This is a genomic window from Sphingomonas oleivorans (genome assembly GCF_003050615.1).
Lineage (GTDB): Bacteria > Pseudomonadota > Alphaproteobacteria > Sphingomonadales > Sphingomonadaceae > Sphingomonas_H > Sphingomonas_H oleivorans.
Genome location: NZ_NWBU01000004.1, coordinates 922,751 through 949,025 on the forward strand (window position 1 = coordinate 922,751; position 26,275 = coordinate 949,025).

The 26,275-nt window shown below is 68.7% G+C and carries 25 protein-coding genes; 13 read left to right on the plus strand and 12 right to left on the minus strand.

Going from position 1 to position 26,275, the window contains the following annotated elements; all coding sequences use genetic code 11:
- Nucleotides 1-1,233, plus strand: a complete 1,233-nt coding sequence (locus tag CLG96_RS04635) for an MFS transporter (protein ID WP_107966613.1) — start codon at nucleotides 1-3, stop codon at nucleotides 1,231-1,233.
- Between the two features lie 86 nt (nucleotides 1,234-1,319).
- Here CLG96_RS04635 and CLG96_RS04640 read toward each other — a convergent pair whose 3' ends face one another.
- From CLG96_RS04640 to sucC, 3 genes are read right to left on the minus strand one after another with little or no spacing between them, the layout of a single operon-like run.
- A complete protein-coding gene (locus CLG96_RS04640) occupies nucleotides 1,320-2,249 on the minus strand; it encodes an electron transfer flavoprotein subunit alpha/FixB family protein (protein WP_107966614.1) in 930 nt (309 codons plus the stop codon).
- Complete coding sequence (locus CLG96_RS04645; RefSeq protein WP_107966615.1) at nucleotides 2,246-2,995, minus strand: electron transfer flavoprotein subunit beta/FixA family protein; 750 nt, start codon at nucleotides 2,993-2,995, stop codon at nucleotides 2,246-2,248. The genes CLG96_RS04640 and CLG96_RS04645 overlap by 4 nt, the downstream gene beginning before the upstream one ends.
- A 59-nt stretch (nucleotides 2,996-3,054) precedes the next feature.
- Nucleotides 3,055-4,254, minus strand: coding sequence for an ADP-forming succinate--CoA ligase subunit beta (gene sucC / locus CLG96_RS04650; RefSeq protein ID WP_107966616.1), 1,200 nt, complete (start codon nucleotides 4,252-4,254; stop codon nucleotides 3,055-3,057).
- Between the two features lie 116 nt (nucleotides 4,255-4,370).
- Between sucC and CLG96_RS04655 the strand changes: the two genes are divergently transcribed.
- Nucleotides 4,371-4,868, plus strand: coding sequence for a sterol desaturase family protein (locus CLG96_RS04655; protein WP_107966617.1), 498 nt, complete (start codon nucleotides 4,371-4,373; stop codon nucleotides 4,866-4,868).
- Here the strand turns inward: CLG96_RS04655 and holA are convergent.
- From holA to CLG96_RS04675, 4 genes are read right to left on the minus strand one after another with little or no spacing between them, the layout of a single operon-like run.
- Entirely contained in the window at nucleotides 4,865-5,890 is a 1,026-nt protein-coding gene (gene holA / locus CLG96_RS04660; RefSeq protein WP_107966618.1) for a DNA polymerase III subunit delta, read from the minus strand. The genes CLG96_RS04655 and holA overlap by 4 nt on opposite strands.
- The gene (lptE, locus tag CLG96_RS04665; RefSeq protein WP_107966619.1) at nucleotides 5,887-6,411 is read right to left on the minus strand and encodes an LPS assembly lipoprotein LptE; all 525 of its coding nucleotides are present in this window, start codon (nucleotides 6,409-6,411) and stop codon (nucleotides 5,887-5,889) included. Before lptE ends, holA begins: the two co-directional genes overlap by 4 nt.
- A complete protein-coding gene (gene leuS / locus CLG96_RS04670) occupies nucleotides 6,408-8,927 on the minus strand; it encodes a leucine--tRNA ligase (RefSeq protein WP_107966620.1) in 2,520 nt (839 codons plus the stop codon). Before leuS ends, lptE begins: the two co-directional genes overlap by 4 nt.
- A 16-nt stretch (nucleotides 8,928-8,943) precedes the next feature.
- Nucleotides 8,944-9,384: a DUF3576 domain-containing protein gene (locus tag CLG96_RS04675; RefSeq protein WP_107966621.1), complete on the minus strand. Its 441-nt coding sequence runs from the start codon at nucleotides 9,382-9,384 to the stop codon at nucleotides 8,944-8,946.
- A 216-nt stretch (nucleotides 9,385-9,600) separates the two neighbouring features.
- Between CLG96_RS04675 and CLG96_RS04680 the strand changes: the two genes are divergently transcribed.
- Nucleotides 9,601-10,287: a porin gene (locus tag CLG96_RS04680; protein ID WP_243395607.1), complete on the plus strand. Its 687-nt coding sequence runs from the start codon at nucleotides 9,601-9,603 to the stop codon at nucleotides 10,285-10,287.
- A gap of 140 nt (nucleotides 10,288-10,427) precedes the next feature.
- On the opposite strand, the gene CLG96_RS04685 is transcribed toward CLG96_RS04680, so the two are convergent.
- A complete protein-coding gene (locus CLG96_RS04685) occupies nucleotides 10,428-10,976 on the minus strand; it encodes a thiamine phosphate synthase (protein ID WP_243395608.1) in 549 nt (182 codons plus the stop codon).
- Nucleotides 10,977-10,999: 23 nt separating this feature from the next.
- Here CLG96_RS04685 and CLG96_RS04690 point away from each other — a divergent pair, with 23 nt between their 5' ends.
- Nucleotides 11,000-11,677 (plus strand): YggS family pyridoxal phosphate-dependent enzyme, encoded by a 678-nt coding sequence (locus CLG96_RS04690; RefSeq protein ID WP_107966624.1) that lies wholly within the window; start codon nucleotides 11,000-11,002, stop codon nucleotides 11,675-11,677.
- Here the strand turns inward: CLG96_RS04690 and CLG96_RS04695 are convergent.
- From CLG96_RS04695 to hemC, 3 genes are read right to left on the minus strand one after another with little or no spacing between them, the layout of a single operon-like run.
- Nucleotides 11,672-12,601 (minus strand): MICOS complex subunit MIC60, encoded by a 930-nt coding sequence (locus CLG96_RS04695; protein WP_207796559.1) that lies wholly within the window; start codon nucleotides 12,599-12,601, stop codon nucleotides 11,672-11,674. The two genes, CLG96_RS04690 and CLG96_RS04695, sit on opposite strands and share 6 nt — an antisense overlap.
- A complete protein-coding gene (locus tag CLG96_RS04700; protein WP_107966625.1) occupies nucleotides 12,601-13,299 on the minus strand; it encodes a uroporphyrinogen-III synthase in 699 nt (232 codons plus the stop codon). Before CLG96_RS04700 ends, CLG96_RS04695 begins: the two co-directional genes overlap by 1 nt.
- Nucleotides 13,296-14,213 carry a hydroxymethylbilane synthase gene (gene hemC, locus CLG96_RS04705; RefSeq protein WP_107966626.1) on the minus strand — a complete coding sequence of 306 codons (918 nt, stop codon included), beginning with the start codon at nucleotides 14,211-14,213 and terminating at the stop codon, nucleotides 13,296-13,298. Before hemC ends, CLG96_RS04700 begins: the two co-directional genes overlap by 4 nt.
- Nucleotides 14,214-14,254: 41 nt before the next feature.
- Here hemC and tsaD point away from each other — a divergent pair, with 41 nt between their 5' ends.
- Both tsaD and CLG96_RS04715 read left to right on the plus strand, forming a co-directional pair.
- Nucleotides 14,255-15,289, plus strand: a complete 1,035-nt coding sequence (gene tsaD, locus CLG96_RS04710) for a tRNA (adenosine(37)-N6)-threonylcarbamoyltransferase complex transferase subunit TsaD (RefSeq protein ID WP_107966627.1) — start codon at nucleotides 14,255-14,257, stop codon at nucleotides 15,287-15,289.
- The gene (locus CLG96_RS04715; protein WP_107966628.1) at nucleotides 15,286-16,266 is read left to right on the plus strand and encodes an NAD(P)H-dependent glycerol-3-phosphate dehydrogenase; all 981 of its coding nucleotides are present in this window, start codon (nucleotides 15,286-15,288) and stop codon (nucleotides 16,264-16,266) included. Before tsaD ends, CLG96_RS04715 begins: the two co-directional genes overlap by 4 nt.
- Nucleotides 16,267-16,361: 95 nt before the next feature.
- Here CLG96_RS04715 and CLG96_RS04720 read toward each other — a convergent pair whose 3' ends face one another.
- Entirely contained in the window at nucleotides 16,362-16,538 is a 177-nt protein-coding gene (locus CLG96_RS04720) for a DUF1674 domain-containing protein (RefSeq protein ID WP_107966629.1), read from the minus strand.
- A gap of 82 nt (nucleotides 16,539-16,620) precedes the next feature.
- On the opposite strand from CLG96_RS04720, the gene htpX reads away from it, so the two are divergent.
- From htpX to CLG96_RS04755, 7 genes are all read left to right on the plus strand, one after another.
- Nucleotides 16,621-17,583 carry a zinc metalloprotease HtpX gene (gene htpX / locus CLG96_RS04725; RefSeq protein ID WP_107966630.1) on the plus strand — a complete coding sequence of 321 codons (963 nt, stop codon included), beginning with the start codon at nucleotides 16,621-16,623 and terminating at the stop codon, nucleotides 17,581-17,583.
- Between the two features lie 51 nt (nucleotides 17,584-17,634).
- A complete protein-coding gene (locus CLG96_RS04730) occupies nucleotides 17,635-18,915 on the plus strand; it encodes an RsmB/NOP family class I SAM-dependent RNA methyltransferase (RefSeq protein WP_107966631.1) in 1,281 nt (426 codons plus the stop codon).
- A 43-nt stretch (nucleotides 18,916-18,958) separates the two neighbouring features.
- Entirely contained in the window at nucleotides 18,959-19,624 is a 666-nt protein-coding gene (gene rpe / locus CLG96_RS04735) for a ribulose-phosphate 3-epimerase (RefSeq protein ID WP_107966632.1), read from the plus strand.
- On the plus strand, nucleotides 19,621-21,345 hold the full coding sequence (locus CLG96_RS04740; protein ID WP_107966633.1) for a heparinase II/III family protein: 1,725 nt from the start codon (nucleotides 19,621-19,623) through the stop codon (nucleotides 21,343-21,345). The genes rpe and CLG96_RS04740 overlap by 4 nt, the downstream gene beginning before the upstream one ends.
- Nucleotides 21,346-21,369: 24 nt before the next feature.
- Entirely contained in the window at nucleotides 21,370-22,959 is a 1,590-nt protein-coding gene (purH, locus tag CLG96_RS04745; RefSeq protein ID WP_107966634.1) for a bifunctional phosphoribosylaminoimidazolecarboxamide formyltransferase/IMP cyclohydrolase, read from the plus strand.
- A 142-nt stretch (nucleotides 22,960-23,101) separates the two neighbouring features.
- Entirely contained in the window at nucleotides 23,102-25,417 is a 2,316-nt protein-coding gene (locus tag CLG96_RS04750) for an FtsK/SpoIIIE family DNA translocase (protein ID WP_107966635.1), read from the plus strand.
- Nucleotides 25,418-25,501: 84 nt separating this feature from the next.
- Nucleotides 25,502-26,119 (plus strand): LolA family protein, encoded by a 618-nt coding sequence (locus CLG96_RS04755; protein ID WP_107966636.1) that lies wholly within the window; start codon nucleotides 25,502-25,504, stop codon nucleotides 26,117-26,119.
- Nucleotides 26,120-26,275 lie beyond the last annotated feature (156 nt).

Below are 26,275 nucleotides of genomic sequence, written 5' to 3' on the forward strand. Positions count from 1 at the left end.
ATGGCAAATGTTTCGGCCATCGATGCCGTCCCGCCGCCTGGCCATAGGCCCCCGGCATCCTGGGCGGCGGTCGCCTCGGTCGGCGTCGGCGCCTTCGCGCTCGTCACCACCGAATTTCTTCCCGTCGGCCTATTGCCGCAGATTGCCCGCGATGTCGGGATCAGCGAGGGGCAAGCCGGGCTGATGGTGACGGTGCCCGGCATGCTCGCCGCGATTGCGGCGCCGCTCACCATCGCCTTTGCGGGCCGGTTCGATCGGCGCCACGTCCTGTGGTTCCTGCTCGGCCTGCTCGTCCTCTCCAATATTCTCGTCGCGACCGCCACAAGCTTCGCCGCTTTGCTCCTCGGCCGCGTGCTGCTCGGGATCGGCGTCGGTGGTTTCTGGACGATCGGCGGATCGCTCGGCCCGCGTCTGCGGCCGGGGCCGCAGGGCGCACGCGCCACGTCGCTCATCTATTCCGGCGTCTCGCTCGGCACGGTCGCGGGCGTACCGGCGGGCGCGCTGGTCGGCAACCTGCTCGGCTGGCGGCTCGCCTTCGCCGGCTCGGCCGCAATGGCGCTGCTCGTGGTCGTGGCGCTCATGCTGCTGCTGCCCGTCATCCGGCCCGAACGCTCCTCGGGGCTCGCGCAGGTCCCGGCGGTGCTGCGGCTCGGCAAGGTGCGGATCGGCCTCATCGGCACCGTGCTGATCTTCATCGGGCAGTTCGCGGCCTATACCTACATCACGCCCTTTCTGAATCAGGTCACGCATATCGAGGCGGCGGGCCTCAGCGCGGTGCTGCTTGGCTATGGCCTCGCCGGCTTTCTCGGAAATCTGTTCGGCGGCTGGGCGGTGAGTCGCGACGTGCGGCTGACGCTGGTCGGCACCGCCATACTGCTCGGCGGATCGGTGCTTCTCCTGGCGCTTGCCGGCACGATTCCCGTTACGGCCATATTGGCGGTCCTCGCCTGGGGATTCGGCTTCGGCATGCTGCCGATCGCGATGCAGAGCTGGATGTTCAGCGCGGCGCCCGACCGGCTGGAAAGCGTGGCGGCGCTGTTCGTCTCGATCGCCCAGGCCGCGATCGGCAGCGGCGCGCTCGTCGGCGGGCTGGCCGTCGATCGGCTCGGCGTGGAAAGCGCGTTCTGGCTCGGCGGCCTCGCCGCGCTCGCCACCGCCGCGCTCACCTTGGTTTTCGGGCGGGATAGTTCCGATGCCGCCCGCACTGAGCCTGAGCTTGCCAAAGGCTGTTAGCCCGGTCTCGACACGCGCCTGATACGAAAAAGGGGTGGAGCAATGCTCCGCCCCTCATCCTTGCCTCCCGCCCGGCGGGCGAGCCCTCAGAGTTTTTCGGTCAGCTCGGGAACGATCGTGAAGAGGTCGCCGACCAGGCCAAGATCCGCCACCTGGAAGATGGGCGCATCCTCATCCTTGTTGATGGCGATGATGACCCCCGAATCCTTCATGCCGGCCAGATGCTGGATGGCCCCGGAAATACCGACGGCGACATAGACTTCGGGCGCCACGATCTTGCCCGTCTGGCCCACCTGATAATCGTTGGGCGCATAGCCGGCATCGACCGCAGCACGGCTCGCGCCGATCGCGGCGCCCAGCTTGTCGGCCAGCGGATCGATCAGCGCGTGGAACTGCTCCAACGATCCCAGCGCGCGTCCGCCCGAGACGACCACCTTGGCGCTCGTCAGCTCGGGCCGCTCGGACGCGGATATTTCCGCGCCGACGAAGCGCGACAGCCCGAAGTCGCCCACACCCGGCACGGCCTCGACCGTCGCCGCGCCGCCGTCACGCGCCGCCTTCTCGAAGGCGGTGCCGCGTACCGTGATCACCTTCTTGACGTCGGTCGACTGGACGGTCGCGATCGCGCTGCCGGCATAGATGGGCCGGGTGAAGCTGTCCGGCCCCTCGACCGAGAGGATGTCCGAAATCTGCATCACGTCGAGCAGCGCCGCGACGCGCGGGGCGATATTCTTTCCGGTCGAGGTGGCCGGCGCGACGAAGGCGTCATGCTCCGCCATCAGCCCCACCACCAGCGGTGCGACATTTTCGGCGAGCGCATTGGCATAGGCCGCATCGTCGGCGAGATGGACCTTGCCCACGCCCGCGATCCGCGCAGCCTCCTCGGCCACGCCACCGGCATTGTGCCCGGCGACCAGCAGATGGACCTCGCCCAGCTTCGCCGCCGCGGTCACCGCGCTCAGCGTCGCATCCTTGATCGCGCCCTTGTCATGTTCGACCCAGACGAGCGTCTTCATGCCGCCACTCCCAGCGCCTTGAGCTTCGTCACCAGCGCATCGACATCGTCGAGCTTGATGCCCGCCTGCCGCTTGGGCGGCTCGGATACTTTGAGCGTCCTGAGCCGCGGCGCGATGTCCACGCCATAATCGGCCGGCGTCTTCTGCGCGAGCGGCTTGGACTTGGCCTTCATGATGTTGGGCAGGCTCGCATAGCGCGGCTCGTTGAGGCGCAGGTCGGTCGTCACCACCGCCGGCAGCTTGAGGCTGACCGTCTCGAGCCCGCCATCGACCTCGCGCGTGACCTTCACGCTGTCGCCTTCCACCTCGACCTTGGACGCGAACGTGCCCTGCGGCCGGCCGAGCAGCGCCGCCAGCATCTGCCCGGTCTGGTTCGAATCATCGTCGATCGCCTGCTTGCCCAGGATGATGAGGCCGGGCTGTTCCTCCGCGACCACCGCCTTCAGGAGCTTCGCCACGGCAAGCGGCTCGACCACCTCGTCGGTGAGGATCAGGATCGCCCGGTCCGCGCCCATCGCCAGCGCGGTGCGCAGCGTATCCTGCGCCTTGGCCGGACCGATCGACACCGCCACGATCTCGCTCGCCACACCCTTTTCCTTCAGGCGCACCGCTTCCTCGACCGCGATCTCGTCGAACGGGTTCATCGACATCTTCACATTCGCGAGTTCCACGCCCGTGCCGTCCAGCTTCACGCGTGGCTTGACGTTATAATCGATCACCCGCTTCACGGGCACCAGCAACTTCATTCACTCTGCTCCTTGCCCTCGATCCTTCCCCCCGGCGGAGGGGGGAAGGGATGAAGGTTTCAGGCCGCCTTGCGCACCTCGGCCACGATCTTGCGGGCGGCGTCGCCCAGATCGTCCGCCGCCACGATCGGCAGGCCGGACGCGGCGAGGATATCCTTGCCCTGCTGGACATTGGTGCCCTCGAGCCGCACGACCAGCGGCACGGAAAGATTCACTTCCTTCGCCGCCGCGATAATGCCCTCGGCGATGATGTCGCAGCGCATGATCCCGCCGAAGATGTTGACAAGGATGCCTTCCACCGCTGCATCGCTGAGGATCAGCTTGAACGCTTCCGTCACCTTCTCCTTGGAAGCGCCGCCGCCCACGTCGAGGAAATTGGCCGGGAAGGCGCCGTTGAGCTTGATGATGTCCATCGTCGCCATGGCGAGACCCGCGCCGTTCACCAGGCAGCCGATATTGCCGTCCAGCTTGATATAGGCGAGGTCATATTTGGACGCTTCGATCTCGGCCGGATCCTCCTCGGTCTCGTCGCGCAGCGCCTGGATGTCGGGATGGCGATAGAGCGCGTTGGAATCGAAGCTCACCTTGGCATCGAGCACCAGCAGCTTGCCGTCGGCCGTCTCGACCAGCGGATTGACCTCGAGCATCGACATGTCGGTCGAGACGAAGGCGGTGTAGAGCTGCTGCGCGACTTTCTGCGCCTGCTTGTTGAGATCGCCCTTGAGCTTGAGCGCGAAGGCCACCGCGCGGCCATGATGCGGCTGGAAGCCCTCGGCCGGATCGATCGTGATCGTCACGATCTTCTCGGGCGTCGAATGCGCCACTTCCTCAATATCCATGCCGCCCTCGGTGGAGGCGACGATGGCGATGCGGCCGGTCGCGCGATCGACCAGCATCGACAGATAATATTCCTTCGCAATATCCGCGCCGTCGGTGACGTAGAGGCGGTTGACCTGCTTGCCCGCCTCGCCCGTCTGGATCGTCACCAGCGTGTTGCCGAGCATTTCCTCGGCATTCTTCCGAACCTCGTCCAGCGTCTTGGACAGGCGCACGCCGCCCTTCGCCTCGGGTGCGAGCTCCTTGAACTTGCCCTTGCCGCGGCCGCCGGCATGGATCTGGGCCTTCACCACGTAAAGCGGCCCGGGAAGCTTGCCGGCCGCCTCCACGGCCTCCTCGACGCTGAGCGCCGCAAAACCGGCCGGAACCGGCGCGCCGAACTTAGCAAGCACTTCCTTCGCCTGATATTCATGAATGTTCATGGGCAGCGCCTCTTCCCGTGGTTTCAGGATATGTCGCTCGCGCCTAAAGCATAGTCGCGCAGCGATGGAAAGCCCGTGCGCTCGCGCAAGACGGCCGGTTCGGCTATATCCCGGCCATGTCGTTCCTGCCCGGCCTGCTGCTGTTCCTCGCCACCATCGCCGGGATGGAGGGGTTCGCCTATGCGGCGCATCGCTGGGTGATGCACGGGCCCGGCTGGTTCCTCCATGCGAGCCACCATCGCCCGCGCCGGGGCAAGTGGGAATGGAACGACCTTTATGCCGCGATCTTCGCGGTGCCGAGCATCATTCTGCTGATGGGCGGGGTGCAGCTCGGCTGGTGGCCCGGCTGCACCTGGATCGGCGCGGGAATCGCGGCCTATGGCGCCATTTATTTCGGCTTTCACGACCTGATCGTCCACCGCCGCCTGCCGATCCGCTATCTTCCCCGATCACGCTACATGAAGCGCATCGTCCAGGCGCATCGGCTCCACCATGTGGTCGAGACGAAGAAGGGCACGGTCAGCTTCGGCTTCCTCGTCGCGCCGAAGCCGGAGGCGCTCAAGGCCGAACTCGCCCGGCGCCAGCATGCGGGCATGAGGGCTCCGGCGCGCTAACCCAGCCGCGCGGCATGGCGGCTTATCGCCATCAGCTCCTCGCTCACCGCCACCGCGCCGACCGTGCCCGAAGCCTTGACCTGCCGTTCCGCCTCGGCGAGCCGGCCAAGCGCCGTCTCGATCGCATGCGGCGTCCAGCGTGCGAGCTGCTGCGCGATTTCGGGCTTTTCCTTCCAGAAGAGCGCCCTTCCCGCGCCCGCCATCACCGCATCGACGCTCGCGCCCGCCGCCACCTGCGCGCGCAGTTCCGCGAGCAGCAGCAGCCGGCGCAGCGTCGCGCGGATCAGCGCCACGCCCTCAATCCCCTCGCCCGCCAGCCGCCTGAGCTCGGCATCGACCGCATCCGGCCGGCCCGAAAAGACCGCGCCCACCAGCCGGCCGAGATCGCCTTCCTCCGATGCCGCGCCCAGCGCGTCGAGCGCCTCATGATCGATCTCGCCCGGCCGGTCCGGTGCGGCATCGACATAGAGGGCGAGCTTTTCGATCTCGCGCGCGATCAGCGCCCGGTCCCCGCCGGTCGCTCCCGCCAGCCGCCGGCCGACATCGGGCCGCATCCGGAGGCCCGCCTCGCGCGCGAGCTGGAGCACGAGTTGGTCCGCATCCCGCCCCTCGGGCACATAGCTTGCGAAGGCCAGCACCGCCGGATGCGCGAGCGCGAGCTTGAGCAGCTTCGATTCCTTGCGCAGCGCACCCGCCAGCACCACCACCGGATTGCCCGCCGATGGCGCCTCCAGCAGCGCCGAGACGGCCTCCATTATCTCGTCCCCGGCCGGCTCGACGCGGATCCAGCGCGCGCCGCCGAACAGCGAGATCGCCGCCGCCTCATCGGATAATCGCGCCGGATCGGCCTTGAGCGCGGCGCCGGTCAGGTCGATCCGCTCGGCATCCCCGCCGACCGCCTTGGCTAACCTCTGCCCGAGCGCGCGCGACCCCGATTCGTCGGGGCCATAGAGCAGGAACAGGCGGCAGGCGGGATCGGCCGTGTCGAGCGCCCGTTCGATCTGGTTGCGCTGGGCCTTCACTTCCCCCCGGGGGCCGGCGCGGCCGAAGCGCCCGGCGTGCGCGAGGCATAAAGCGCGATCCGCGCCATGATCTGGTCCGCCACTTCCAAGGCGAGCCGCTCCTGCGCGGTCTGCTCGGCGGCGATGGTGGCATATTCCGATCCGACGACGTCGATGCCCGCATCCGATCCCGCCGTCGCGTCGAGCAGCACGCCGCCCTGGCTATCGTCCACCAGCCGGTAGCGCGCGCGCAGCGTCCGCCGCTCGCGCGTCACCGCATTGTCGGTGCGCACGCCGAAGCCCTCGATATTGTCGTCAAGCTCCACTTCCAGCCGGTAGCGCGGCGCACTCGTGCCGCCCGCGCCCAGCCGATCGACCAGCGCGTTGCGCACCAGCCAGCCGGCCCGCCCCGGAATAGGCGCCACCTCGACCGAACCCAGCGTCCGCACCACCGGGCTCTGCGTGCCGCCCGAATAGAGCGGCCGCAGCCCGCAGCCCGAAAGCGCGAGCGCCAGAGCGAGCGCGGCGCCGGCCCGTCTCATGCGACGATGTTCACCAGACGATCGGGCACGACGATCACCTTGCGGGGCTCCTTGCCTTCGAGCAGGCGGACGATCCTGTCCGATCCCAGCGCGAGCGCTTCCAGCGCGGCCTTGTCCATGCCCTTGGGCGCGGTCAGCGTGTCGCGCAGCTTGCCGTTCATCTGTACCGCGATCGTGACCTCGTCGTCCACCAGCAGCGCCGGGTCCACCTCGGGCCAGGCCGCATCCGCGATCAGCCCCTCGCCCCCGATCCGCGCCCAGGCCTCCTCGGCCACATGCGGGATCATCGGCGCCACGATGCGGATCAGCGTGCGCGCCGCCGCATCGCGCGAGGCGGACGGCTTCGCCTTCTCGATCGCATTGGCGAGCTCGTAAATCTTCGCCACCGCCTTGTTGAAGGACAGCGCCTCGATATCCGTCGCCACGCCCGCCACCGTGCGATGCAGCCGCTTGTCGAGTTCCCTGTCCTCGCCCGAAGCGCCCTCGCCCGGCTCGGTGATCCGCCACAGCCGCTGGACGAAGCGCCACGAGCCCTCGATTCCTGCCTCGCTCCACGGCAGATCGCGCTCGGGTGGGCTGTCGGAGAGCATGAACCAGCGCACCGCGTCCGCGCCATATTGGTCGACGATCGGGCCCGGATCGACGACATTCTTCTTGGACTTGGACATTTTCTCGACACGGCCGACATTCACCAGCGCGCCCGTGTCGAGCACTACGATCTGCCCATCGCGCGAGACCACATCCTCGGGCGAAAGCCAGCTTCCGTCCGCCGCCTTATAGGTTTCATGCGTCACCATGCCCTGGGTGAAGAGGCCGGTGAAGGGCTCCGCCACGTCGATCCGGCCGATCCGCTTCAAGGCCCGCGTCCAGAATCGCGCATAGAGGAGATGCAGGATCGCATGCTCCACGCCGCCAATATATTGGCCGACCGGCAGCCATTGTTCGGCCACCGCCCGGTCGAACGGCCGATCCCCCGGCTGGCTCGCGAAGCGGATGAAATACCAGCTCGAATCGACGAATGTGTCGAGCGTGTCGGTCTCGCGCCGCGCCGGCTTGCCGCAATTCGGACAATCGACATGCTTCCATGTCGGATGACGATCGAGCGGATTGCCCGGCACGTCGAAGGAAACATCCTCGGGCAGCACCACCGGGAGCTGCTCCCTGGGCACGGGCTGCGGCCCACAGGCGTCGCAATGGATGATCGGGATCGGCGTGCCCCAATAGCGCTGGCGCGAAACGCCCCAGTCGCGCAGGCGCCACACGGTCGTGCCCTCGCCCCAGCCTTCCTCCTCGGCGCGGCCGATAATGCCCGCCTTGGCCTCTTCCGCGCCGAGACCGTCGAGGAAATGCGAATTCACGATCACGCCCGGGCCCGTATAGGCCTCGTCATGGATCGGCTCGCCCGCCTGCTCCACCGTGGGCGCCACGACACGCGTGACGGGCAACGCATATTTGCGTGCAAAATCCAGGTCACGCTGATCATGCGCGGGCACGCCCATCACCGCGCCCGTGCCATATTCCATCAGCACGAAATTGGCGACGAACAGCGGCAGGCGCCAGTTCGGGTCGAGCGGATGGATGACGTGGAGGCCGGTGTCGAAGCCCTTCTTCTCCGCGGTCTCCACCTCGGCCGCCGCCGTGCCGGTCCGACGGCAATCGGCGATGAATTCGCCGAGCGCCGGGTCCTTCGCCGCCAGCGCCGCCGCGATCGGATGGTCCGCCGCCACCGCCGCGAAGCTCGCGCCAAAGATGGTGTCCGGCCGGGTGCTGAACACCTCAATATGATCGATGCCGCCCACCACATGGTCGAGCGCGAAGCGGAAGCGCAGCCCCCGGCTTCGCCCGATCCAGTTGGCCTGCATCGCGCGGACCTTTTCGGGCCACTGGTCGAGCGTCTCCAGCCCGTCGAGCAGCTCCTCGGCGAAATCGGTGATCTTGAGGAACCATTGGCTGAGCTTGCGCCGTTCGACCAAGGCGCCCGAACGCCAGCCGCGCCCGTCGATCACCTGCTCATTGGCGAGCACCGTATGATCGACCGGATCCCAGTTGACCGCAGATTCCTTGCGATAGACCAGCCCCGCCGCATGAAGATCGAGGAACAGCGCCTGTTCCTGGCCATAATATTCGGGTTCGCAGGTCGCGAGCTCGCGGCTCCAGTCGAGCGCGAAGCCGAGCCGCTTCAGCGCGGCGCGCATCGTCGCGATATTGGCGCGGGTCCAGTCGCCCGGATGCACGCCCTTTTCCATCGCCGCATTCTCGGCGGGCATGCCGAAGGCGTCCCATCCCATTGGATGGAGCACCTCATGGCCCGTCATCCGCCGGAAACGGGCGAGCACGTCGCCCATCGTATAGTTGCGGACATGGCCCATATGGATGCGCCCCGAAGGATAGGGGAACATCTCCAGCACATAGCTTTTCGGTTTCGGGCTGGCATCGTCGGCGCGGAAGCTGCCGCGCTCGTCCCAAATCTTCTGCCAGCGCGCGTCCGCCGCCTGCGGGTTGAAGCGCGAGCTCATATAATATGTCCGTCGATCAGCGGGCGACCGCAGTGCGGCGCAGGTCGCGCGCCTTGGAAAGGATGATATCCTCCAGCTTCTGCACCGTCGCCGCCTGCACCGGGGCATCGACCCACTGGCCGCCCTGGCTGATCTGGCGCGAAACCGCGACGCGCAGCGCATCGGCGCGCAGATCCTGGTCCAGGATCGCGACCGAGACCTTCATCCGCTCGCCGGCCGCGGCCGGATTGGCATACCAGTCGGTCACCAGCACGCCGCCGTTCGAATCGACCTGCGCCATGGGCATGAAGGACAATGTGTCGAGCGCAGCGCGCCACAAATAGCTGTTGACGCCGATCGTCGTCACCTTGGACGGCGCGAGGCCGGAGGCGGTCGGCAGGGATTTGCCCCCACCGCAGGCGGCGAGCGTTGTGGCGAGCGCCAGGCCAAACGCGGTGCGGAACGGGCGGTTCATCATGCTGTCCTTGGGGTCGTACGGAACTGGAGGCGCCGTTATAGAAGCTCCCGCCCCGCCCGCAAGCGCCAGAGCCGTGCCGCCTGCCCTGTATCCACCGCGCAACAGCCCAGGGGATTCGCCCCCCTATGCTGGCGCGAGGCCATGGGTTCATGATAACTCAAAGCTCACGGGGACATGGTCAGCAGAATGAGCGCGATTCGGGGAGGTATGGGATGGATGGGTGCCTTAGCGGCGCTCTCCCTCCTTGCGTTTGCCCCGGTCACGGCGACGACGACCAAGCCGATCCGCAAGGCGCGGCCCGAATCGCAGATCCTGCCACTCGCCGAATTCGGCGCTTTCACGCCCTCCGCAGCCGATCCGCGCCGTGCCTCGGCCCTGTCGCGCGGCGGGCTCCTGTCGGGCACAAGCGGCGCTTTCCGCTTCACGCCTTCGGGCAATCTGGGCAGCCGCCGTGCCGTCACCGTCGCCGTCCGGGCGCGGACCAATGCGCGGGCGGAGGCGGCGCGCACCGCCTCGATCACGCCGGGCATCATGCCCTCCGCCTATAATCTGGGCGTCTCGGTCGGCTGGAAGCGCTTCGCCCTTTCCGGCGACATCGCCAAGGTGGATGGCGGCCTCTTCCCCGAAAATCGCGAATCGGCGGATATCGGCCTGGCCTATCTCGGCAAGAAATGGTCGACCCGGCTCGAAATCGGCGCCGATCGCACGACCGGCGATCGCCCGCGCCTGATCGGCGACGACGAAAGCTATTCGCTCGGTCTCGGCGGCTCCTATTCGCTCACCCGCAATATCGACGTCACCGGCGGCGTCCGCTACCGCCTCCAGCGCGACCGGCTCGAGCCCGTCGTCGACAATCGGCGCGACAGCCAGGCCGTCTATATCGGCACCGCCTTCCGCTTCTGATCGGCTCGTAATTCTCCGAATCGCTGCCCCCTGCGAAGGCAGGGCCCTATATGTCTCTCTCCATCAAAACTGCCGCCCAGCGCGGCTTTTCCCTGACTAGGCTCGCCCTGAGCGCGGCGATTCAGTGGGTCCAAGGCCTCCTAGCCTCGCAACCCATCAATCGCCGCCCAACCATAAGCGCCCAGGGCCCGCGCCTCCCCCGCACGCCGCCGCGTCATCCCGCCCAAGGCCACCACCGGGCAGGGCGCATACCGCGCCAACAGCCCGAATCGCGACCGCCCCAAGGGCGCCGCCCCGGGATGCGACCGCGTCGCATGAAGCGGCGAGACGAAGACAAGATCGGCCCCGATCCGCCGCGCCACCGTCATTTCTCGCCCGTCATGCACAGGCACGCTGCGTATCTGTCGTCCCGCCCGCCGCGCGCCATATCGGCCATGCGTCCCGTCCGCACCCCAGGCCGCAGCCAGCGCCGGCGGCCCAGCGAGCAGCAGCAGCAGCCCCCTTGCCCGGCTCATCCGTCGTATCGCGTCAAACAACCGCCGCCTTTCTCCCGCCGGGGTCGCATGATGGCGAAAGACGACGCCGCTCCCGCGCGGCAGCCGGGCGAGCGCCTGCCACAGCCCGTCACCCAGCCGTTCGTCGGTCATCAGCCAGATTCGCGGCAGGGATCGAGGCTGGCGGGTCGTCACGCCTCCGCCTATAGCACGCCGCCATGCCTGCACATGCCCTCTCCGCCGCCGACCTGCTGGCCGAAACCCGTGCCGCCATCGCGCATGCCGCGGGCCTTGCCGGCCGCGCGCCCGAAACGATCGAGCTGCTCGCCATCTCCAAGACTCGCACGGCGGACGAGATTGCGCCGCTGATCGCCGCCGGCCATCGCAGCTTCGGCGAGAATCGCGTGCAGGAGGCGCAATCCAAATGGCCCGCGCTGCGCGAGGCGACGCCGGATCTCCGCCTCCACCTCGTCGGCCAGCTCCAGTCGAATAAGGCGGACGCAGCCGTCGCGCTGTTCGACGCGATTCATTCGGTCGATCGCCCCTCGCTGGTGGAGGCACTGGCGAAGGCGATGGAACGGAGCGGCCGCCGCCCGGCCTGCTTCCTCCAGGTCAATATCGGGGAAGAGCCCCAAAAGGGCGGCTGCGCCATCACCGATCTGCCGGCGCTGATCGATTTCGCCCAGGCCGCCGGCCTGCCGCTTACCGGGCTGATGTGCGTGCCGCCCGCCGATACGGAAGCCGCGCCCTATTTCGCGCTCACCGCCAAGCTCGCCCGCCGTCACGGCCTGGCCGGGCTGAGCATGGGCATGTCCGCCGATTATGAGACGGCGGTGATGATCGGCGCGACGCATGTCCGCATCGGCACCGCGCTCTTCGGCGCGCGAACGCTATAATGTCGTCGAATCCGCAGGCTTGGGTTCGACCGGCGTAGCGGGAGCGGGCGCCGGCACGGCGTCCTCGGCCGGCGCTGCGGGAACGGGCGCCGGATGCGGCTGGAGCAGCGCCGCCGTCTCGATCCGATCGAGCGCGTTGCGCGCGCCCGAATAGCGCCGGGCCATCGCGATCCAGTCGGCTGCGATGGCATGGCCGGGCAGCCGCGCTACCTCCGCCAGCGCCAGATCGACATGCCCGCCCTCGAGCTGGCGCCGCGCCCGCGCCAGCCGATCGGCGGGAACGGCGGAGGGCACCTCGCTCCTGCGCACCACGATCAGCTGCCCCAGTTCGCGCCGGAATCCGGCCCACCAGCCTTCCTCGGCCGGCGCGACGGCAAGCTTCGGCGCGATCCGCTCCAGTCCGGTCTGCAGCTCCTCCAGCGTCACCGGCTGGCGCGCCGCGGCGATCACCGCGGCGACCGCCTGCGGCTCCGTCCCGCCAAACCGTTCGCGCAGCAGCCCTTCCATATAGCCGAGCGGCACGCCGCGATCGAGCGCGCGCCGCGCGGCAAAGGCGAGCAGCAGCCCCTCGGCCCGGTCGGCATTGCCCGAAGCCGCGCTCGCCCGGATATCGATCTGCTGAAGCTGCTCCTCGATCCGTCCGATCCGCGCCTCCAGCTCCGGCGCTGTGGGCTGAACTTGCGGCACAGGCGCGACCGCCGTCATCGGCGCGGTTTCAACAGGGCGTGGGGCAGGCGGAGGCGCGCTGCCCTTCTTCTCGAGCGCGACCAGCGAGGCCGCCTCGTCCCAGTTGGTCAGCGCATAGACCGCCGCCGCCAGCCCGCCGGCAAAAGCCAGAAGCGCGATCATCAGCACGGTCAGCAGCGGCCGGCGCCGTTTGGCCGGTCGTTCCGTCGCGCGCGTCCAGTCCCTATCGCCTTCCATCACCATTCCCCAGAAATCGGCCCCTGATCGCACAGCCGCGCCGCCGCCGCCAGCAGCGCCGCGTCGGTCGGCCTTTCCGCCGCCACGATCCCGGCCCAGCCCATGCCCGCCGCCTCGCTTGCCGCCGGGCTGATTGCGGCGACGGCAATCCCGCCCCGCTTTATCCCCGCCTGATCGACCAGCGCACCGAACAGCGCCGCCGCGCGCGGCGAATGGAGCAGCGCCACCACATGCTCGACATGCGCCTCCGCCGGCAACCGCTCCACTGCCCGCGCCCGATAGACGATCCGCCGCGCGATCCGCACCCCCTCGGCGGCAAGCGACCGATGATCCTCACCCGCCAGATGGAGCAGCCGCCCGATCCCGTCGCGCGCCGCCCGGGCGATCAACGCAGCCCCGTCCGCCTCCCCTGTCCGGACATCGGCGAACCCCGCCGCCTGCGCCGCCTTGGCCGTCACCGCACCCACCGCATAGAGTGGAAGCCCGACCAATCTCTCCAGTCCCGTACCGCCATGGCGCGCGGCATTGGCGCTCGTCATCATCACCGCATCATGCTCGGCCGGATCGACCGCGTCCCAGCCAAGAGGTTCCACATGGAACAATGGCGCGCGGATCACTTTCCAGCCCGCCTGCCCCGCCCGTTCCGCGGTCGCCGATGCGCCCGGCTCCGGCCGCAGCAGGAGCAGCCGCCGCCTCATCGTCTGAAATGGGCGCGCAAATCCGGCTCCGCCCGCGCCAGCAGGTCGCGCGCCAGTTCTGCCGCCGCCTCGAGCGCATCGACCGCGAAACGCGCCTCGCCCGCCTCGAAGCTCCGCCCATCCTCGCGCAATATTTCCGCCCGGAGCCGGATCATGTCGCCCTCGCGCAGCGCCAGCGCCGCCACCGGCGCGCGGCAATCCGCCCCCAGCGCCGCCAGCAGCGCCCGCTCGGCACGCACGCAGGCGCTCGTACACGCATCGTCGATCGCCGCCAGCGCCGCGCGCACATCTTCGCGTGCTGCCAACGTCTCGATCCCCACCGCACCCTGTGCCGGGGCGGGCAGCATCGTCTCGACGGGCACGGCATGGCCGATATCGCTTCGCCCCAGCCGGTCGAGCCCCGCCGCCGCAAGCAAGGTCGCCTCCGCCTCGCCCCCGGCCAGCCGCCGCAGCCGCGTATCGACATTGCCCCGGAACAGCACGATCGAAACGTCCGGCCGCGCGCGCAATATCTGCGCGCTCCGCCGCGGCGAGGATGTCCCCACCCGCGCGCCGGCCGGAAGCGCGTCGAGGCTTTCCGCGCCGATCAGCCGGTCGCGCACATCCGCTCTCGGCAGCATCGCCGCGATGACGATCTCGGCCGGGCGGATCGTCTCCACATCCTTCATTGAATGGACCGCGAAGTCGATCTCCTCCTCGAACAGCGCCCGGTCGAGCTCCTTGGTCCAGAGCGCCTTGCCGCCCACTTCGGCGAGCGGACGGTCCTGAATGCGGTCGCCGCTGGTCTTGATCGGCACGATCCGGATCGCTTCCGGCCCCCAGCCATGCGCGGCACGGAGCGCGCCTGCCACCATATTGGCCTGGGTGAGTGCGAGCGGCGATCCGCGGCTGCCGAGACGGAGAGGAAATTGCATCGCGGTTGCTCTAATGACACCCAAGGTGGCAGGGAAGGCCCATGAGCCTCATCCTCGGCCTCGAATCGAGCTGCGACGAAACCGCCGCCGCGCTCGTGGCCTCAGACCGCACCATCTTGTCCCACCGCCTCGCCGGCCAGGAATCGGCGCATGCGCCCTATGGCGGCGTCGTGCCCGAAATCGCCGCGCGCGCGCATGTCGAGGCGCTGACGCCGCTGATCGAAGCCGCGCTCGCCGATGCCGGCAAGAGCCTCGACGATGTGGACGCGATCGCCGCCACCGCCGGCCCCGGACTGATCGGCGGCGTGATGGTCGGCCTCGTCACCGCCAAGGCGCTGGCGCTCGCCACGAACAAGCCGCTCGTCGCGGTCAATCATCTGGAGGGCCATGCGCTGTCGCCGCGCCTCGCCGATCCGGATCTCGCTTTCCCCTATCTGCTGCTGCTCGTCTCGGGCGGCCATTGCCAGCTCCTGTTCGTCGAAGGCGTCGGCCGCTACCGCCGTCTCGCCACCACCATCGACGATGCCGCGGGCGAGGCGTTCGACAAGACCGCCAAGCTGCTCGGCCTCGGCTTTCCCGGCGGCCCGGCGGTGGAACGCGCGGCGCTCATGGGCGATCCCGCCGCCGTCCCCCTCCCCCGCCCGCTGCTCGGCACGGCGGAGCCGCATTTCTCCTTCGCCGGCCTCAAAAGCGCCGTGCTCCGCGCGCGCGATGCCGGGCTCCATCGGCCGGAGGATATCGCCGCCTCCTTCCAGCAGGCGGTGGTCGATTGCCTTGTCGATCGCACCCGCCGGGCGCTCGGCCAGGCGCATGGCGCGACCGCTTTGGTCGTGGCCGGCGGGGTCGCCGCCAACAAGGCGGTCCGCGCCGCGCTCGAATCGCTCGCTTATGCCCATGATCTGCCCTTCGCTGCGCCGCCTTTGTGGCTCTGCACCGACAATGGCGCGATGATCGCCTGGGCCGGCGCCGAACGCTTCGCCGCCGGACTCATCGATCCGCTCGACGTGCCCGCGCGCGCGCGCTGGCCGCTCGATCCCAGTGCCGAAAAGGCGCGCGGCGCGGGGGTGAAGGCATGAAAATCGGCGTAATCGGCGCGGGCGCCTGGGGCACCGCGCTTGCTCAGGTCGCCGCTACCCGCGACCGCGACGTGCTCATCTGGGCGCGCGAGCCGGAGGTTTCCGCCTCGATCAACGAGGCACGGGTCAATGCCGCCTTCCTGCCCGGCATCCGCCTGTCGAGCGCGATCCGCGCCACTTCGGATCTGGCCGCACTCGCTGATCGCGATGCGCTCCTCCTCGTCACGCCCGCGCAATTTCTGCGCTCCGTGCTCGCCGAGGTGCCGGTCGGAGCCAGGCCGATCATCCTCTGCGCCAAGGGGATAGAGGCCGGCACGCGCATGCTGATGTCCGAAGTCGCCGCCGAAGCCGCGCCGGACGCGCCTATCGCCGTCCTGTCGGGCCCCACTTTCGCGCATGAAGTGGCGGCCGGCCTGCCGACCGCGATCACGCTCGCTTGCGAGGATGAGGCGCTCGGCCGCAGCCTCGCCGACCGGCTCGCCCGCCCCGGCTTCCGCCCCTATCTTTCCACCGACGTGATCGGTGCGGAAATCGGCGGCGCGGTCAAGAATGTGCTGGCGATCGCCTGCGGGGTCGTGGAGGGCGCCGGCCTCGGCCAGAATGCCCGCGCCGCGCTTATCAGCCGCGGCTTCGCGGAAATGAGCCGCTTCGGCCTCGCCCGCGGCGCGCGGGTCGAAACGCTCGCCGGCCTGTCGGGCCTCGGTGATCTGGTGCTCACCTGCTCGTCGACCAACTCGCGCAACTTCTCGCTCGGCAAGGGGCTTGGCGAGGGCCGCGCAGCCGCCGATCTGCTCGCCGATCGCCGCACCGTCGCCGAAGGCGCCTTCACCGCCCCCGTCCTTGCCGAAGCCGCGCGCGACGTAGGCGTCGAAATGCCGATCGTCGATGCCGTCTGCGCGCTCCTGAAAGGCGACATCAAGGTCGATACGCTGATCGACGCCCTCCTCGCCCGCCCGCTCAAGAATGAGGGGCTCTGACCCACCGTCGCCCCCACACACAGACAGGGCCGAGCCCTGAGGCATTTTCCACCTGACGGCGCTCAGCCTGAGCGCGCGGACAAGTGAAAGTCGCCTTAGAAATCGATCGCGATTCCCTTGCTCTCCCAGTCGCCATAGCGCACCGGATCGAGCCCCTCGCGCCCGGCAAAGGCGGGCTCGTCCGGATCGCGCACCATCGGTTCGGGCTCGGGCACGGGTGTATTGGGCGAAAGATGGGCCGGCGGCTTCACATGGGGCGGGCGCTTGGACATGTCACATCATTCCGGGAAATTGCGGCCGATTGAACAATATCGCTCTATCCCCCACATTGGGATTGGAGGGTCAATAGCCAATATGAACGGTTTCAAGACGACCATGCTGCTCGCGGCGATGACCGCGCTGTTCATGGGCCTGGGATATACGATCGGCGGTTCGGGCGGTGCCATCATCGCGCTTCTGGTCGCTGGCGGCATGAATCTGTTCACCTTCTGGAACGCCGACAAGATCGTCCTGCGCATGCATGGCGCGCGCGAGGTCAATCGCGAAAATTGTCCGGAATTCGTTGGCTTGGTGCATGATCTCGCGGCGCGCGCGAACCTGCCGCTGCCCAAGGTCTATGTGATCGATTCGCCGCATCCCAATGCCTTCGCCACCGGCCGCAACCCTGAAAATGCCGCGGTCGCCGCCACCACGGGCTTGCTCGCCATCCTCGATCGGGACGAGATTGCGGGCGTGATGGCGCATGAGCTCGCCCATGTCCGCAATCGCGACACGCTGATCATGACGATGACGGCGACGATCGCGGGCGCCATCTCGATGCTCGCCAATTTCGGCCTGTTCTTCAATCAGGGCGATGGCGAACGGCCGCAGAACATGCTCGCCACGCTCGCCGCCGTCATCCTCGCGCCCTTCGCCGCGATGATCGTGCAGATGGCGATCAGCCGGAATCGCGAATATGGCGCGGATCGCGGCGGGGCGGAGATTTCGGGCAAGCCGCAGGCGCTCGCCTCCGCGCTCGCCAAGCTGGCGGAAGGAGCCGCGCGCATCCCCAATCCGGTGGTGCAGCGCAATCCCGCCGCGGCCGAGCTCTATATCGTGCCGAGCTCGGGGCGCGATAATATGTTCTCCACCCATCCCGACACCGGCAACCGCATCGCCGCACTGTACCAGATCGCCGCCGAAATGGGCATAAGGCCCACCGGCGTGGCAGCAACGGTTTCGGCCGGCGCCCGGCGCAGCGCGCTGCATCCCGCCGCCGCCTCGGTGCCGCCCTCCCGCCGCCGCGCGAGCGCGCTCGATCCGCTCCGGCGGGACTGACCTTCAAGCCCGGTCTTCGCTGGAGCGACAAAGGCTGTTACAGGCGCCGGCTTGACCGACCATATCCCCGATCCCGCCGGCACGGCCACGCGCCGTGCCGCCATGAAGCTGCTCGATGCCGTGCTGCGTCGTGGCCTGCCGCTCGATTCCGCGCTCGACGCCGCCGCATCCGGGCTCGATCGCGCGGATGACCGCGCCTTCGCCCATGCCATCGCCGCCGAGGTGCTGCGCCGCCTTGCCGATCTCGATGCGCTGATCGACGGCGCCACGGCGAAACCGCTGCCGCATGACGCCAAGGCGCGCTTCGCGCTGCGCATCGCGCTCGTTCAGGCACTTGCGCTCGAAACGCCCGCCCATGCCGCCATCTCCACCGTGCTGCCGCTGGTCGATGGCGGTCCGCGCAAGCTCGTCCATGGCGTGTTCGGCGCGCTGATGCGCGGGGATGCGAAGCTTTCCGATCCGCCCCGCCTGCCTGCCGCCGTGTCGAAACGCTGGCGCCAAGCCTGGGGCCGGCAGATGGTCGATGCCGCGCGCGTCGCAATCGCCGCTCCCCCCCCGCTCGATCTCAGCCTCGCCGATCCGTCGCAGACCGCGCTCTGGGCCGACCGTCTGGGCGGGATCAGCTTTACCCCCGGCCATGTCCGCCTCCCCGCCCGTTCGCGCGTCGCCGATCTGCCCGGCTTCGCGGAAGGCGCATGGTGGGTGCAGGACATTTCCGCTTCGCTGCCCGCGCGCCTGCTCGGAACCGGATCGAAACGAACCGTCCTCGATCTCTGCGCCGCGCCGGGCGGCAAGACGCTCCAGCTCGCCGCCGCCGGCTGGCAGGTGATCGCCCTCGACCTCTCCGAAAACCGCCTCGCACGCCTGAACGAGAATCTGAACCGCACCGGCCTTTCCGCCCGCACCCTCGTCGGCGATGCCCTCACCTTCGCCGCCGATGCGCCGGCCGATGCCGTGCTGCTCGACGCGCCCTGCTCCGCCACCGGCATCTTTCGCCGCCACCCCGACGTCCTCCACCGTGTCCGCGACAAGGCGATCGCCGATATCGCCGCCCGCCAGCGCGCCATGCTCGCCCGCGCCGCCGACTGGGTGAAACCGGGCGGCACGCTGGTCTATGCCGTCTGCTCGCTCGAGCCGCAGGAAGGCGAGCCCGTCGCCGACGCCTTCGCCGCCTCCCATTCCGCCTTCATCCCCGATCCAGTCGCTCCGGAGGAGCTTCCCGCCGGCATCCTCCCCGACAAGGCCGGCCGGGTCCGCATCCTGCCCGGCATGCTGGCGGACCAGGGCGGCGCGGACGGCTTCTTCATCGCTCGGTTCCGCCGCAGCGCCTGACTTTCTTGCCCCCGTCGATTCGGGACGGTAAGTGCCCCTCGACATGAGCCAGCCCATCCGCATCGCCCCGTCCATCCTCTCCGCCGATTTCGCGAAGCTCGGCGAGGAAATCCGCGCGATCGACGCGGCCGGCGCGGACTGGATCCATGTCGACGTGATGGATGGCCATTTCGTGCCCAACATCACGATCGGCCCGGCGGTGGTAAAGGCGCTGCGCCCGCACACGGCCAAGCCCTTCGACGTCCATCTGATGATCTCGCCGATCGATCCCTATCTCGATGCCTTTGCGGAGGCCGGCGCGGATATCATCACCGTTCATCCCGAAGCGGGCCCCCACCTCCATCGCACGATCCAGCGGATCAAGGCGCTGGGCAAGAAGGCCGGTGTGTCGCTCAATCCCGCCACCCCCGCCAAGACGCTCGACTATGTGCTGGAGGAGATCGACCTCGTCCTGGTGATGAGCGTCAATCCCGGCTTCGGCGGACAGAGCTTCATCTCCAGCCAGCTCCGCAAGATCGAGGCGATCCGCAATCGGATCGACAAGCTCGGCAAGCCCATCGACCTGGAAGTGGATGGCGGCATCGACGCCGCCACCTGCCGCCAGGCGATCGACGCGGGCGCCGACGTGCTCGTCGCCGGCACGGCCACCTTCCGCGGCGGCCCTTCGGCCTATGCCGCCAATATCGCCGGGCTGCGCGCGGGCGCATGAACGCGGCGGGGCCTAACGAGCCCGCCGACGGGATCGAGCCGGGCAAGCGCCTGATCCGGCTGGAGGGCGACAAGGGCCTTTCGCTGACGGAAAGGCTGGCCCAGCGTTTCCACCGTTTCGCCTGGCGCACGCCCTTCCACGCATTGCGCCTGCGCGGACGCCATCCGCTGAAGCTGCTCGGCGTGCCGAAGGATCCGATTCCCGGTGACGAGCAGATCGGGCGCCAGATTCTCGCCGGCCAGATCGTCCATCGGGGCGAAGCGCTCGATATCACGACGCTCGACCTGAGCGGCACCACCCTCTCCCCTGCCCTCGCCGATCATCTCCAGAGCTTCGCCTGGCTGCGCGATCTCGCCGCGGCCGCCAGCTACAAGGAAGGCGCGCCGGTCGCCGAGGCGGTGATGCGCAAATGGCTCAGCGCCCATGCCCGGCAGGTCACCGAGGCGGCATGGCGGCCTGACCTGTGGGGCCGCCGCATCCTTTTCTGGACGGCGCATGCCCCGCTGATCCTCTCGTCCGGCGACCTGGTCTATCGCTCGGCCGTGCTCAACGCGCTCGCCCGCGGCGCACGCCATCTCGATCGTTCGGCGGACAAGGCACCGCAGGGCCTGCCGCGCATCGCCGCCTGGGCGGGCACGATCGCGGCGGGGCTGCTGATCCCGAATGGCGACATGCGCCTCGCCATGGCGGAGGAAGGGATCGCCCGCGCGCTCGCTCTGTCGCTCTACGAGGATGGCGGGCTCGCCAATCGCTCCCCTCTCGGCCAACTCGAATTGATCGAGCTGCTCGCCCAGCTCAGGGCGGTCTATGACATGGCCGGCCGAGATCTGCCCGATGTGCTCGCCCGCGCGCTCGCCACCGCCGTCCCGGCGCTGCTCGGCGTCGCGCTCGGCGATGGCAGCCTGTCGAGCTGGCAGGGCAGCGGCCCCGTGCCGGGCGCGCGCATCGAGGCCGCAGTCGCGGCCTCCGGGATTCGCGCCAGACCGCTCCGGCAGGCACGCGACTGGGGCTATCAGAGCCTGAGCCGCGGCCAGACCCGGCTGGTGCTCGACGCCGCGCCCCCGCCCGTCACGCGTCTCGCTACCGGCGGCTGCGCTTCCACGCTCGCCTTCGAGCTGTCGGACGGGCCCCACCGGCTGATCGTCAATTGCGGCACGCCGGCGGGTGCGGGACTGCCGCCCGAATTCGCCGCCGCGCTGCGGACCACCGCCGCCCATTCCACGCTGATCGTCGCCGACAGCAATTCCACCGCGATCCATCCCGACGGATCGCTCGGCCGTGGCGTCGCCCAGGTGGAGCTCGACCGCAAGGAGCTGGAATCCGCCAGCCGGATCGAGGCGGCGCATGATGGCTATGTCCGCCGCTACGGCTTCCTTCATCGGCGGACGTTGACGCTTTCCGCAGACGGCCGGGAACTGGCGGGCGAGGACCTGCTACTGCCCGCCGGCCGCCGCCGCAAGCCGAGCACCGGCTTCGCGGTGCGCTTCCATCTCGCCCCCGGAATCGCCATTTCCGAGACGCAGGACGGGCTCGGAGCGCTGCTCCGCCTCGCGCATGGCGCCTTCTGGCAATTCCGCTGCCGGGGCGGCACGCTCGCCATCGAGGACAGCGTATGGATCGACGCCACCGGCCGGCCGCATCCCACCAGCCAGCTCGTCATTTCGGGCGAAGCCGTCGCCGGCGGCACCACCATCAACTGGCTGCTGCGACGCGCGGCCTGACCCCAACCCCACAGGATATTCATCATGACCGAAGTGAAGATCGCCCGCGCCCTCCTGTCGGTGTCCGACAAGAGCGGCCTCGTCACGCTGGGCCAGGCGCTCGCCCGCCATGGCGTCGAGCTGGTCTCGACCGGCGGCACGGCGAAGACGCTGCGCGACGCCGGGCTTGCGGTGAAGGACGTATCGGACCTCACCGGCTTTCCGGAGATGATGGACGGCCGGGTCAAGACGCTCCACCCCAAGGTCCATGGCGGCCTGCTCGCGGTGCGTGACGATCCCGAGCATGCCGCCGCGATGGCGGAGCATGACATTGGCGCGATCGATCTGGTGGTCGTGAATCTCTATCCCTTCGCCCAGACAGTCGCGCGCGGCGCGGGCCGTGACGAGGTGATCGAGAATATCGACATTGGCGGCCCGTCGATGGTCCGCTCTGCCGCCAAGAACCATGCCTATGTCGCGATCGCGACCGATCCGGCGGACTATCCGGCGCTGATCGAGGAACTGGACGCCAATGGCGGCAAGTCCACTCTGGCGCTGCGTCGCCGCCTCGCCGCCAAGGCCTTCGCCGCCACCGCGGCTTATGATGCCGCCATCGCCTCCTGGTTCGCCTTCGCCGACCAAAGCGAGGCGTTTCCGGACTCGCTGTCGGTCCCTCTGCGCAAGGCGGCGGGGCTGCGCTATGGCGAGAATCCGCATCAGTCGGCTGCGCTCTATCTGCCGACCGGCCCGTCTGCGCGCGGTATCGCCCAGGCGGAGCAGGTGCAGGGCAAGGAGCTCAGCTACAATAATTATAATGACGCCGATGCCGCGCTCGAGCTGGTCAGCGAGTTCCGCGACGGCCCGCCGACCGTGGTGATCGTCAAACATGCCAATCCGTGCGGCGTGGCGACGGGGGAGACGCTGATCGAGGCCTATGAGGCGGCGCTCGCCTGCGACAGCGTCTCGGCCTTTGGCGGGATCATCGCGGTCAACCGCCCGCTCGACGGCAAGACGGCAGAAGCGATCTCGGGCATCTTCACCGAGGTCGTCGCCGCGCCGGGCGCGGACGAGGAGGCCCGCGCCGTCTTCGCCCGGAAGAAGAATCTGCGCCTGCTGCTGACGGGCGAGCTGCCCGATCCGGCCCGGCCAGGCCTCACCTTCAAGACGATCGCCGGCGGCGTCCTCGTCCAGTCGCGCGACAATGGCCAGGTCGCGGCCGATGCGCTCCAGGTCGTCACCAAGCGCGCGCCGACCGAGCAGGAGCTGGCCGACTGCCGCTTCGCCTGGACGGTCGCCAAGCATGTGAAGTCCAACGCCATCGTCTATGCCAAGGGCGGCGCCACCGCCGGCATCGGCGCGGGCCAGATGAATCGTCTCGAATCGGCGCGCATTGCCGCATGGAAGGCGAAGGATGCCGCGGAGAAGGCCGGCTGGGATCAGCCCCGCACGATCGGCTCGGCAGTCGCCTCGGATGCCTTCTTCCCCTTCGCGGACGGGCTGCTGGCCGCCGTCGAGGCGGGCGCCACCGCGGTGATCCAGCCCGGCGGATCGATCCGCGATGCGGAGGTGATCGCCGCCGCCGATGAGGCGGGCCTGGCAATGGTCTTCACGGGGATGCGTCATTTCCGCCATTGATCGGGTGCCAATAAGCTGGCGATAGCCATGCCGCTCGGTTTGTCGCGCTTCGCTTGACCGCTTCCCGCGCTCGGGGGCATTCTGCCTCCCGGAACATTTCGAGGACAGGGCAGGCGCCCGCCCGAATGGGGGACTAAGGCAAATGGCGAGCATCGCACCCGAAGGGCCCGCTTGGCGGGATACCGCGCGTCGGATCGGCCGGCGCGGCGGCACGATGATGGCGGGCGTGGCGCTGTTGGGCCTCGTGCTGCTCGTCGGTTTCGCGCTGGCGAGCTACCATGGCACCGATCCCGCGCTGAACACGGCGGCCGGCGGCCCCGCGCTCAATATCATGGGCAGCCCCGGCGCCTGGCTCGCCGATCTGCTGCTCAGCCTGTTCGGCCTGCCGGTCGTGCTGCTGCTGCCGCCGGTGGTGGTGGTGGCGCTTCGCCTGTGGCGCGGCGCGGAACCCGGCCGCTGGCGGCGCGCGCTTCCCCTCTCGCTCGGCGCGATCCTGCTGCTCGACATCGGCTTCGCGCTGTTTCGCGGCGGATCGATCGCGCCGCTTCCTGCCGGGCTGGGAGGCGCGATCGGGCTGGTCGGTGCAGGCCTGGTCGATCTTGCGCTCGCTCAGATCAGCGCACCCGGCTGGCCGGCGGGCATCCGCGTCGCGCTGATGCTGCTGTTCGTGATCGCCGGCCTGGGGCTCGGCTTCTGGTCGCTCGGCCTCGATGCGGAGGAGCGCAGCGTCTTCCGCCGCCGTGCCGCGTCCGCCGCCGAAGACGAGGAGGATGAGGCTGATTTCCTGCCCGAGCCCGCCCCGGAGCGCGTGAAGCGCCCGCGCGCCGTGGCCCCGCCGATCGAGGAGGAAGCCCCCCGCCCGGTGATCGCCGAACCCGCGCCGCAACAGCCGACCGGTGCACGTGGCCAGCGCGAGCGACAGGCCAAGCTCGACCTGCGCGACACCTATACGCTGCCGACGCTGGACCTGCTGAGCGCGCCGCCGGCCGCCACCGACAAGACGATCGACAAGGCCGCGCTCGAACGCAATGCGCGGTTGCTCGAATCGGTGCTCGACGATTTCCATGTGAAGGGCCGCATCACCGAGGTCCGCCCCGGCCCGGTCGTCACAATGTATGAGCTGGAGCCGGCCGCCGGCATCAAGGCGAGTCGCGTGATCGCGCTCGCCGATGATATTGCGCGCAACATGTCCGCCCTCTCCGCGCGCGTCGCGACGATTCCGGGGCGCAGCGTGATCGGCATCGAGCTGCCCAATCAGCGCCGCGAATCGGTGATGCTGTCGGAACTCGTCGCGAGCGGGAGCTTCGAGGACCAGACCGGCCTGCCGCTGATCCTGGGCAAGAATATCGCGGGCGATCCGGTGATCGCCGATCTCGCGCCCATGCCCCATCTGCTCGTCGCGGGCACCACCGGATCGGGCAAGTCGGTGGGCCTCAACTGCATGATCCTGTCGCTGCTCTACCGGCTGACGCCCGACGAGTGCCGCATGATCATGATCGATCCCAAGATGCTCGAGCTCAGCATCTATGACGACATCCCCCACCTCCTCTCGCCCGTCGTCACCGAGCCGCAAAAGGCGATCCGCGCGCTCAAATGGGCGGTGGAGACGATGGAGGAGCGCTATCGCATGATGGCCTCGGTCGGCGTGCGCGGCCTCGCCTCCTTCAACGAGAAGGTCCGCGCCGCCAAGGCCAAGGGCCAGCCGCTCGGCCGCCGCGTCCAGACCGGCTATGATGCCGAGACCGGCCAGCCGCTCTATGAAGAGGAGAAGCTGGAATATGAGGTGCTGCCGCAGATCGTCGTGATCGTCGACGAGCTGGCCGACCTCATGATGACCGCGGGCAAGGAAGTGGAATTCCTGATCCAGCGGCTCGCCCAGAAGGCGCGCGCGGCGGGCATCCACCTGATCATGGCGACGCAGCGCCCCTCGGTCGACGTCATCACCGGCGTCATCAAGGCGAATCTGCCGACGCGGATCAGCTTCCAGGTCACGTCCAAGATCGATTCGCGTACCATCCTGGGCGAGCAAGGCGCCGAGCAGCTTCTGGGCAAGGGCGACATGCTCTACATGCCTGGCGGCAAGCAGATCGCCCGCGTCCACGGCCCCTTCGTCTCGGACGAGGAAGTTCGCGCTGTCGCGGAGCATTGGCGCGGCCAAGGCACGCCCGATTATATTTCCGCCGTCACCGAAGAGCCGGAGGATGGCGGCTATGTCCTCGAAGGCGCACCTTCGGGCCCGGACGATCCCGAGACGCAGACCTATCGCCGCGCGATCCAGCTCGTCGTCGAGAATCGCAAGGCCTCGACCAGCTGGCTCCAGCGGCAGTTGCGCATCGGCTATAACAGCGCCGCGCGCCTGATCGAGCGGATGGAGAAGGAGGGGATCATCTCCCAGCCCGATCATGTCGGCCGGCGCGAGGTGCTGATCGAACCGGGCGAGCTGGCGAACCATATCTGAGAAGCCATATCCGGCAGGTTCAGTGGCGATTAAAGCCGGCTCCGCCATGTCCGGCGGCATGATGAATCCAAACGGAGTTTCCGAATGCAGCGTTTCCTGATGGCCGCCCTCCTGGCGGCGCCGGTCGTGGTCGCCTCCGCGCCCGCCCCGGCCCAGACGAGCTCGCTGCAGCAAATCTCGCAGCATCTGCGCGGCGTGAATACGATGACCGCCGATTTCGCGCAGACCGACCGCAACGGAAAGACGCTTACCGGCGCCCTGACACTCAAGCGGCCGGGCCGTATCCGCTTCCAATATCAGAAAGGCGTGCCGCTGCTCATCGTCGGCGACGGCAAAGCGCTCACCATGATCGATTATCAGGTGCGCCAGGTCTCGCGCTGGCCGATCGGCAATTCGCCGCTGTCGGTGCTGCTCGATCCCTCGCGCGACCTGTCGCGCTATGCCAAGCTAGTGCCGAGCGGCGATCCGAACCTGCTGCTGCTCGAGGGACGCGATCCCAAGCATCCCGAATTCGGCACCATCACCATCGCCTTCGCCAAATCCGCGAGCGCGCCCGCGGGCCTGCTGCTCCAGGGTTGGTCGGTGCTCGACGCGCAGGGAAACCGCTCCATGGTCCGCCTCTCGAACCAGCGCTTCAACGTGCCCGTTTCCGACAAGACGTTCCGCTGGAACGATCCACGGGCGAAGGGCCCGGCACGTTGAACGAGGTCATTCATCATGGCGACAGGTAGACTCGCCTAGAAGGACATCAGCGGTCGCATGATCCCTGTCAGGATTTCCCCCCTGTTGCCTGACATGGATTCGCGTCCCGCCTGCGTGACGAACGCTAGGTCGGCCCTCGCTCCATGCCCCCGGAGC

What these genes read in the sequence shown, in the direction of transcription:
- CLG96_RS04715 (WP_107966628.1), top strand. Translation starts at nt 15,286, where the DNA reads ATGAAAATCGGCGTAATCGGCGCGGGCGCCTGGGGCACCGCGCTTGCT.
- leuS (WP_107966620.1), bottom strand. Translation starts at nt 8,927, where the DNA reads ATGAGCTCGCGCTTCAACCCGCAGGCGGCGGACGCGCGCTGGCAGAAG.
- purH (WP_107966634.1), top strand. Translation starts at nt 21,370, where the DNA reads ATGACCGAAGTGAAGATCGCCCGCGCCCTCCTGTCGGTGTCCGACAAG.
- CLG96_RS04720 (WP_107966629.1), bottom strand. Translation starts at nt 16,538, where the DNA reads ATGTCCAAGCGCCCGCCCCATGTGAAGCCGCCGGCCCATCTTTCGCCC.
- htpX (WP_107966630.1), top strand. Translation starts at nt 16,621, where the DNA reads ATGAACGGTTTCAAGACGACCATGCTGCTCGCGGCGATGACCGCGCTG.
- CLG96_RS04700 (WP_107966625.1), bottom strand. Translation starts at nt 13,299, where the DNA reads ATGAGGCGGCGGCTGCTCCTGCTGCGGCCGGAGCCGGGCGCATCGGCG.
- CLG96_RS04750 (WP_107966635.1), top strand. Translation starts at nt 23,102, where the DNA reads ATGGCGAGCATCGCACCCGAAGGGCCCGCTTGGCGGGATACCGCGCGT.
- tsaD (WP_107966627.1), top strand. Translation starts at nt 14,255, where the DNA reads ATGAGCCTCATCCTCGGCCTCGAATCGAGCTGCGACGAAACCGCCGCC.
- rpe (WP_107966632.1), top strand. Translation starts at nt 18,959, where the DNA reads ATGAGCCAGCCCATCCGCATCGCCCCGTCCATCCTCTCCGCCGATTTC.
- CLG96_RS04645 (WP_107966615.1), bottom strand. Translation starts at nt 2,995, where the DNA reads ATGAAGTTGCTGGTGCCCGTGAAGCGGGTGATCGATTATAACGTCAAG.
- CLG96_RS04675 (WP_107966621.1), bottom strand. Translation starts at nt 9,384, where the DNA reads ATGATGAACCGCCCGTTCCGCACCGCGTTTGGCCTGGCGCTCGCCACA.
- CLG96_RS04690 (WP_107966624.1), top strand. Translation starts at nt 11,000, where the DNA reads ATGCCTGCACATGCCCTCTCCGCCGCCGACCTGCTGGCCGAAACCCGT.
- hemC (WP_107966626.1), bottom strand. Translation starts at nt 14,213, where the DNA reads ATGCAATTTCCTCTCCGTCTCGGCAGCCGCGGATCGCCGCTCGCACTC.
- CLG96_RS04640 (WP_107966614.1), bottom strand. Translation starts at nt 2,249, where the DNA reads ATGAAGACGCTCGTCTGGGTCGAACATGACAAGGGCGCGATCAAGGAT.
- CLG96_RS04695 (WP_207796559.1), bottom strand. Translation starts at nt 12,601, where the DNA reads ATGGAAGGCGATAGGGACTGGACGCGCGCGACGGAACGACCGGCCAAA.
- CLG96_RS04655 (WP_107966617.1), top strand. Translation starts at nt 4,371, where the DNA reads ATGTCGTTCCTGCCCGGCCTGCTGCTGTTCCTCGCCACCATCGCCGGG.
- CLG96_RS04755 (WP_107966636.1), top strand. Translation starts at nt 25,502, where the DNA reads ATGCAGCGTTTCCTGATGGCCGCCCTCCTGGCGGCGCCGGTCGTGGTC.
- sucC (WP_107966616.1), bottom strand. Translation starts at nt 4,254, where the DNA reads ATGAACATTCATGAATATCAGGCGAAGGAAGTGCTTGCTAAGTTCGGC.
- CLG96_RS04635 (WP_107966613.1), top strand. Translation starts at nt 1, where the DNA reads ATGGCAAATGTTTCGGCCATCGATGCCGTCCCGCCGCCTGGCCATAGG.
- lptE (WP_107966619.1), bottom strand. Translation starts at nt 6,411, where the DNA reads ATGAGACGGGCCGGCGCCGCGCTCGCTCTGGCGCTCGCGCTTTCGGGC.
- CLG96_RS04680 (WP_243395607.1), top strand. Translation starts at nt 9,601, where the DNA reads ATGGGTGCCTTAGCGGCGCTCTCCCTCCTTGCGTTTGCCCCGGTCACG.
- CLG96_RS04740 (WP_107966633.1), top strand. Translation starts at nt 19,621, where the DNA reads ATGAACGCGGCGGGGCCTAACGAGCCCGCCGACGGGATCGAGCCGGGC.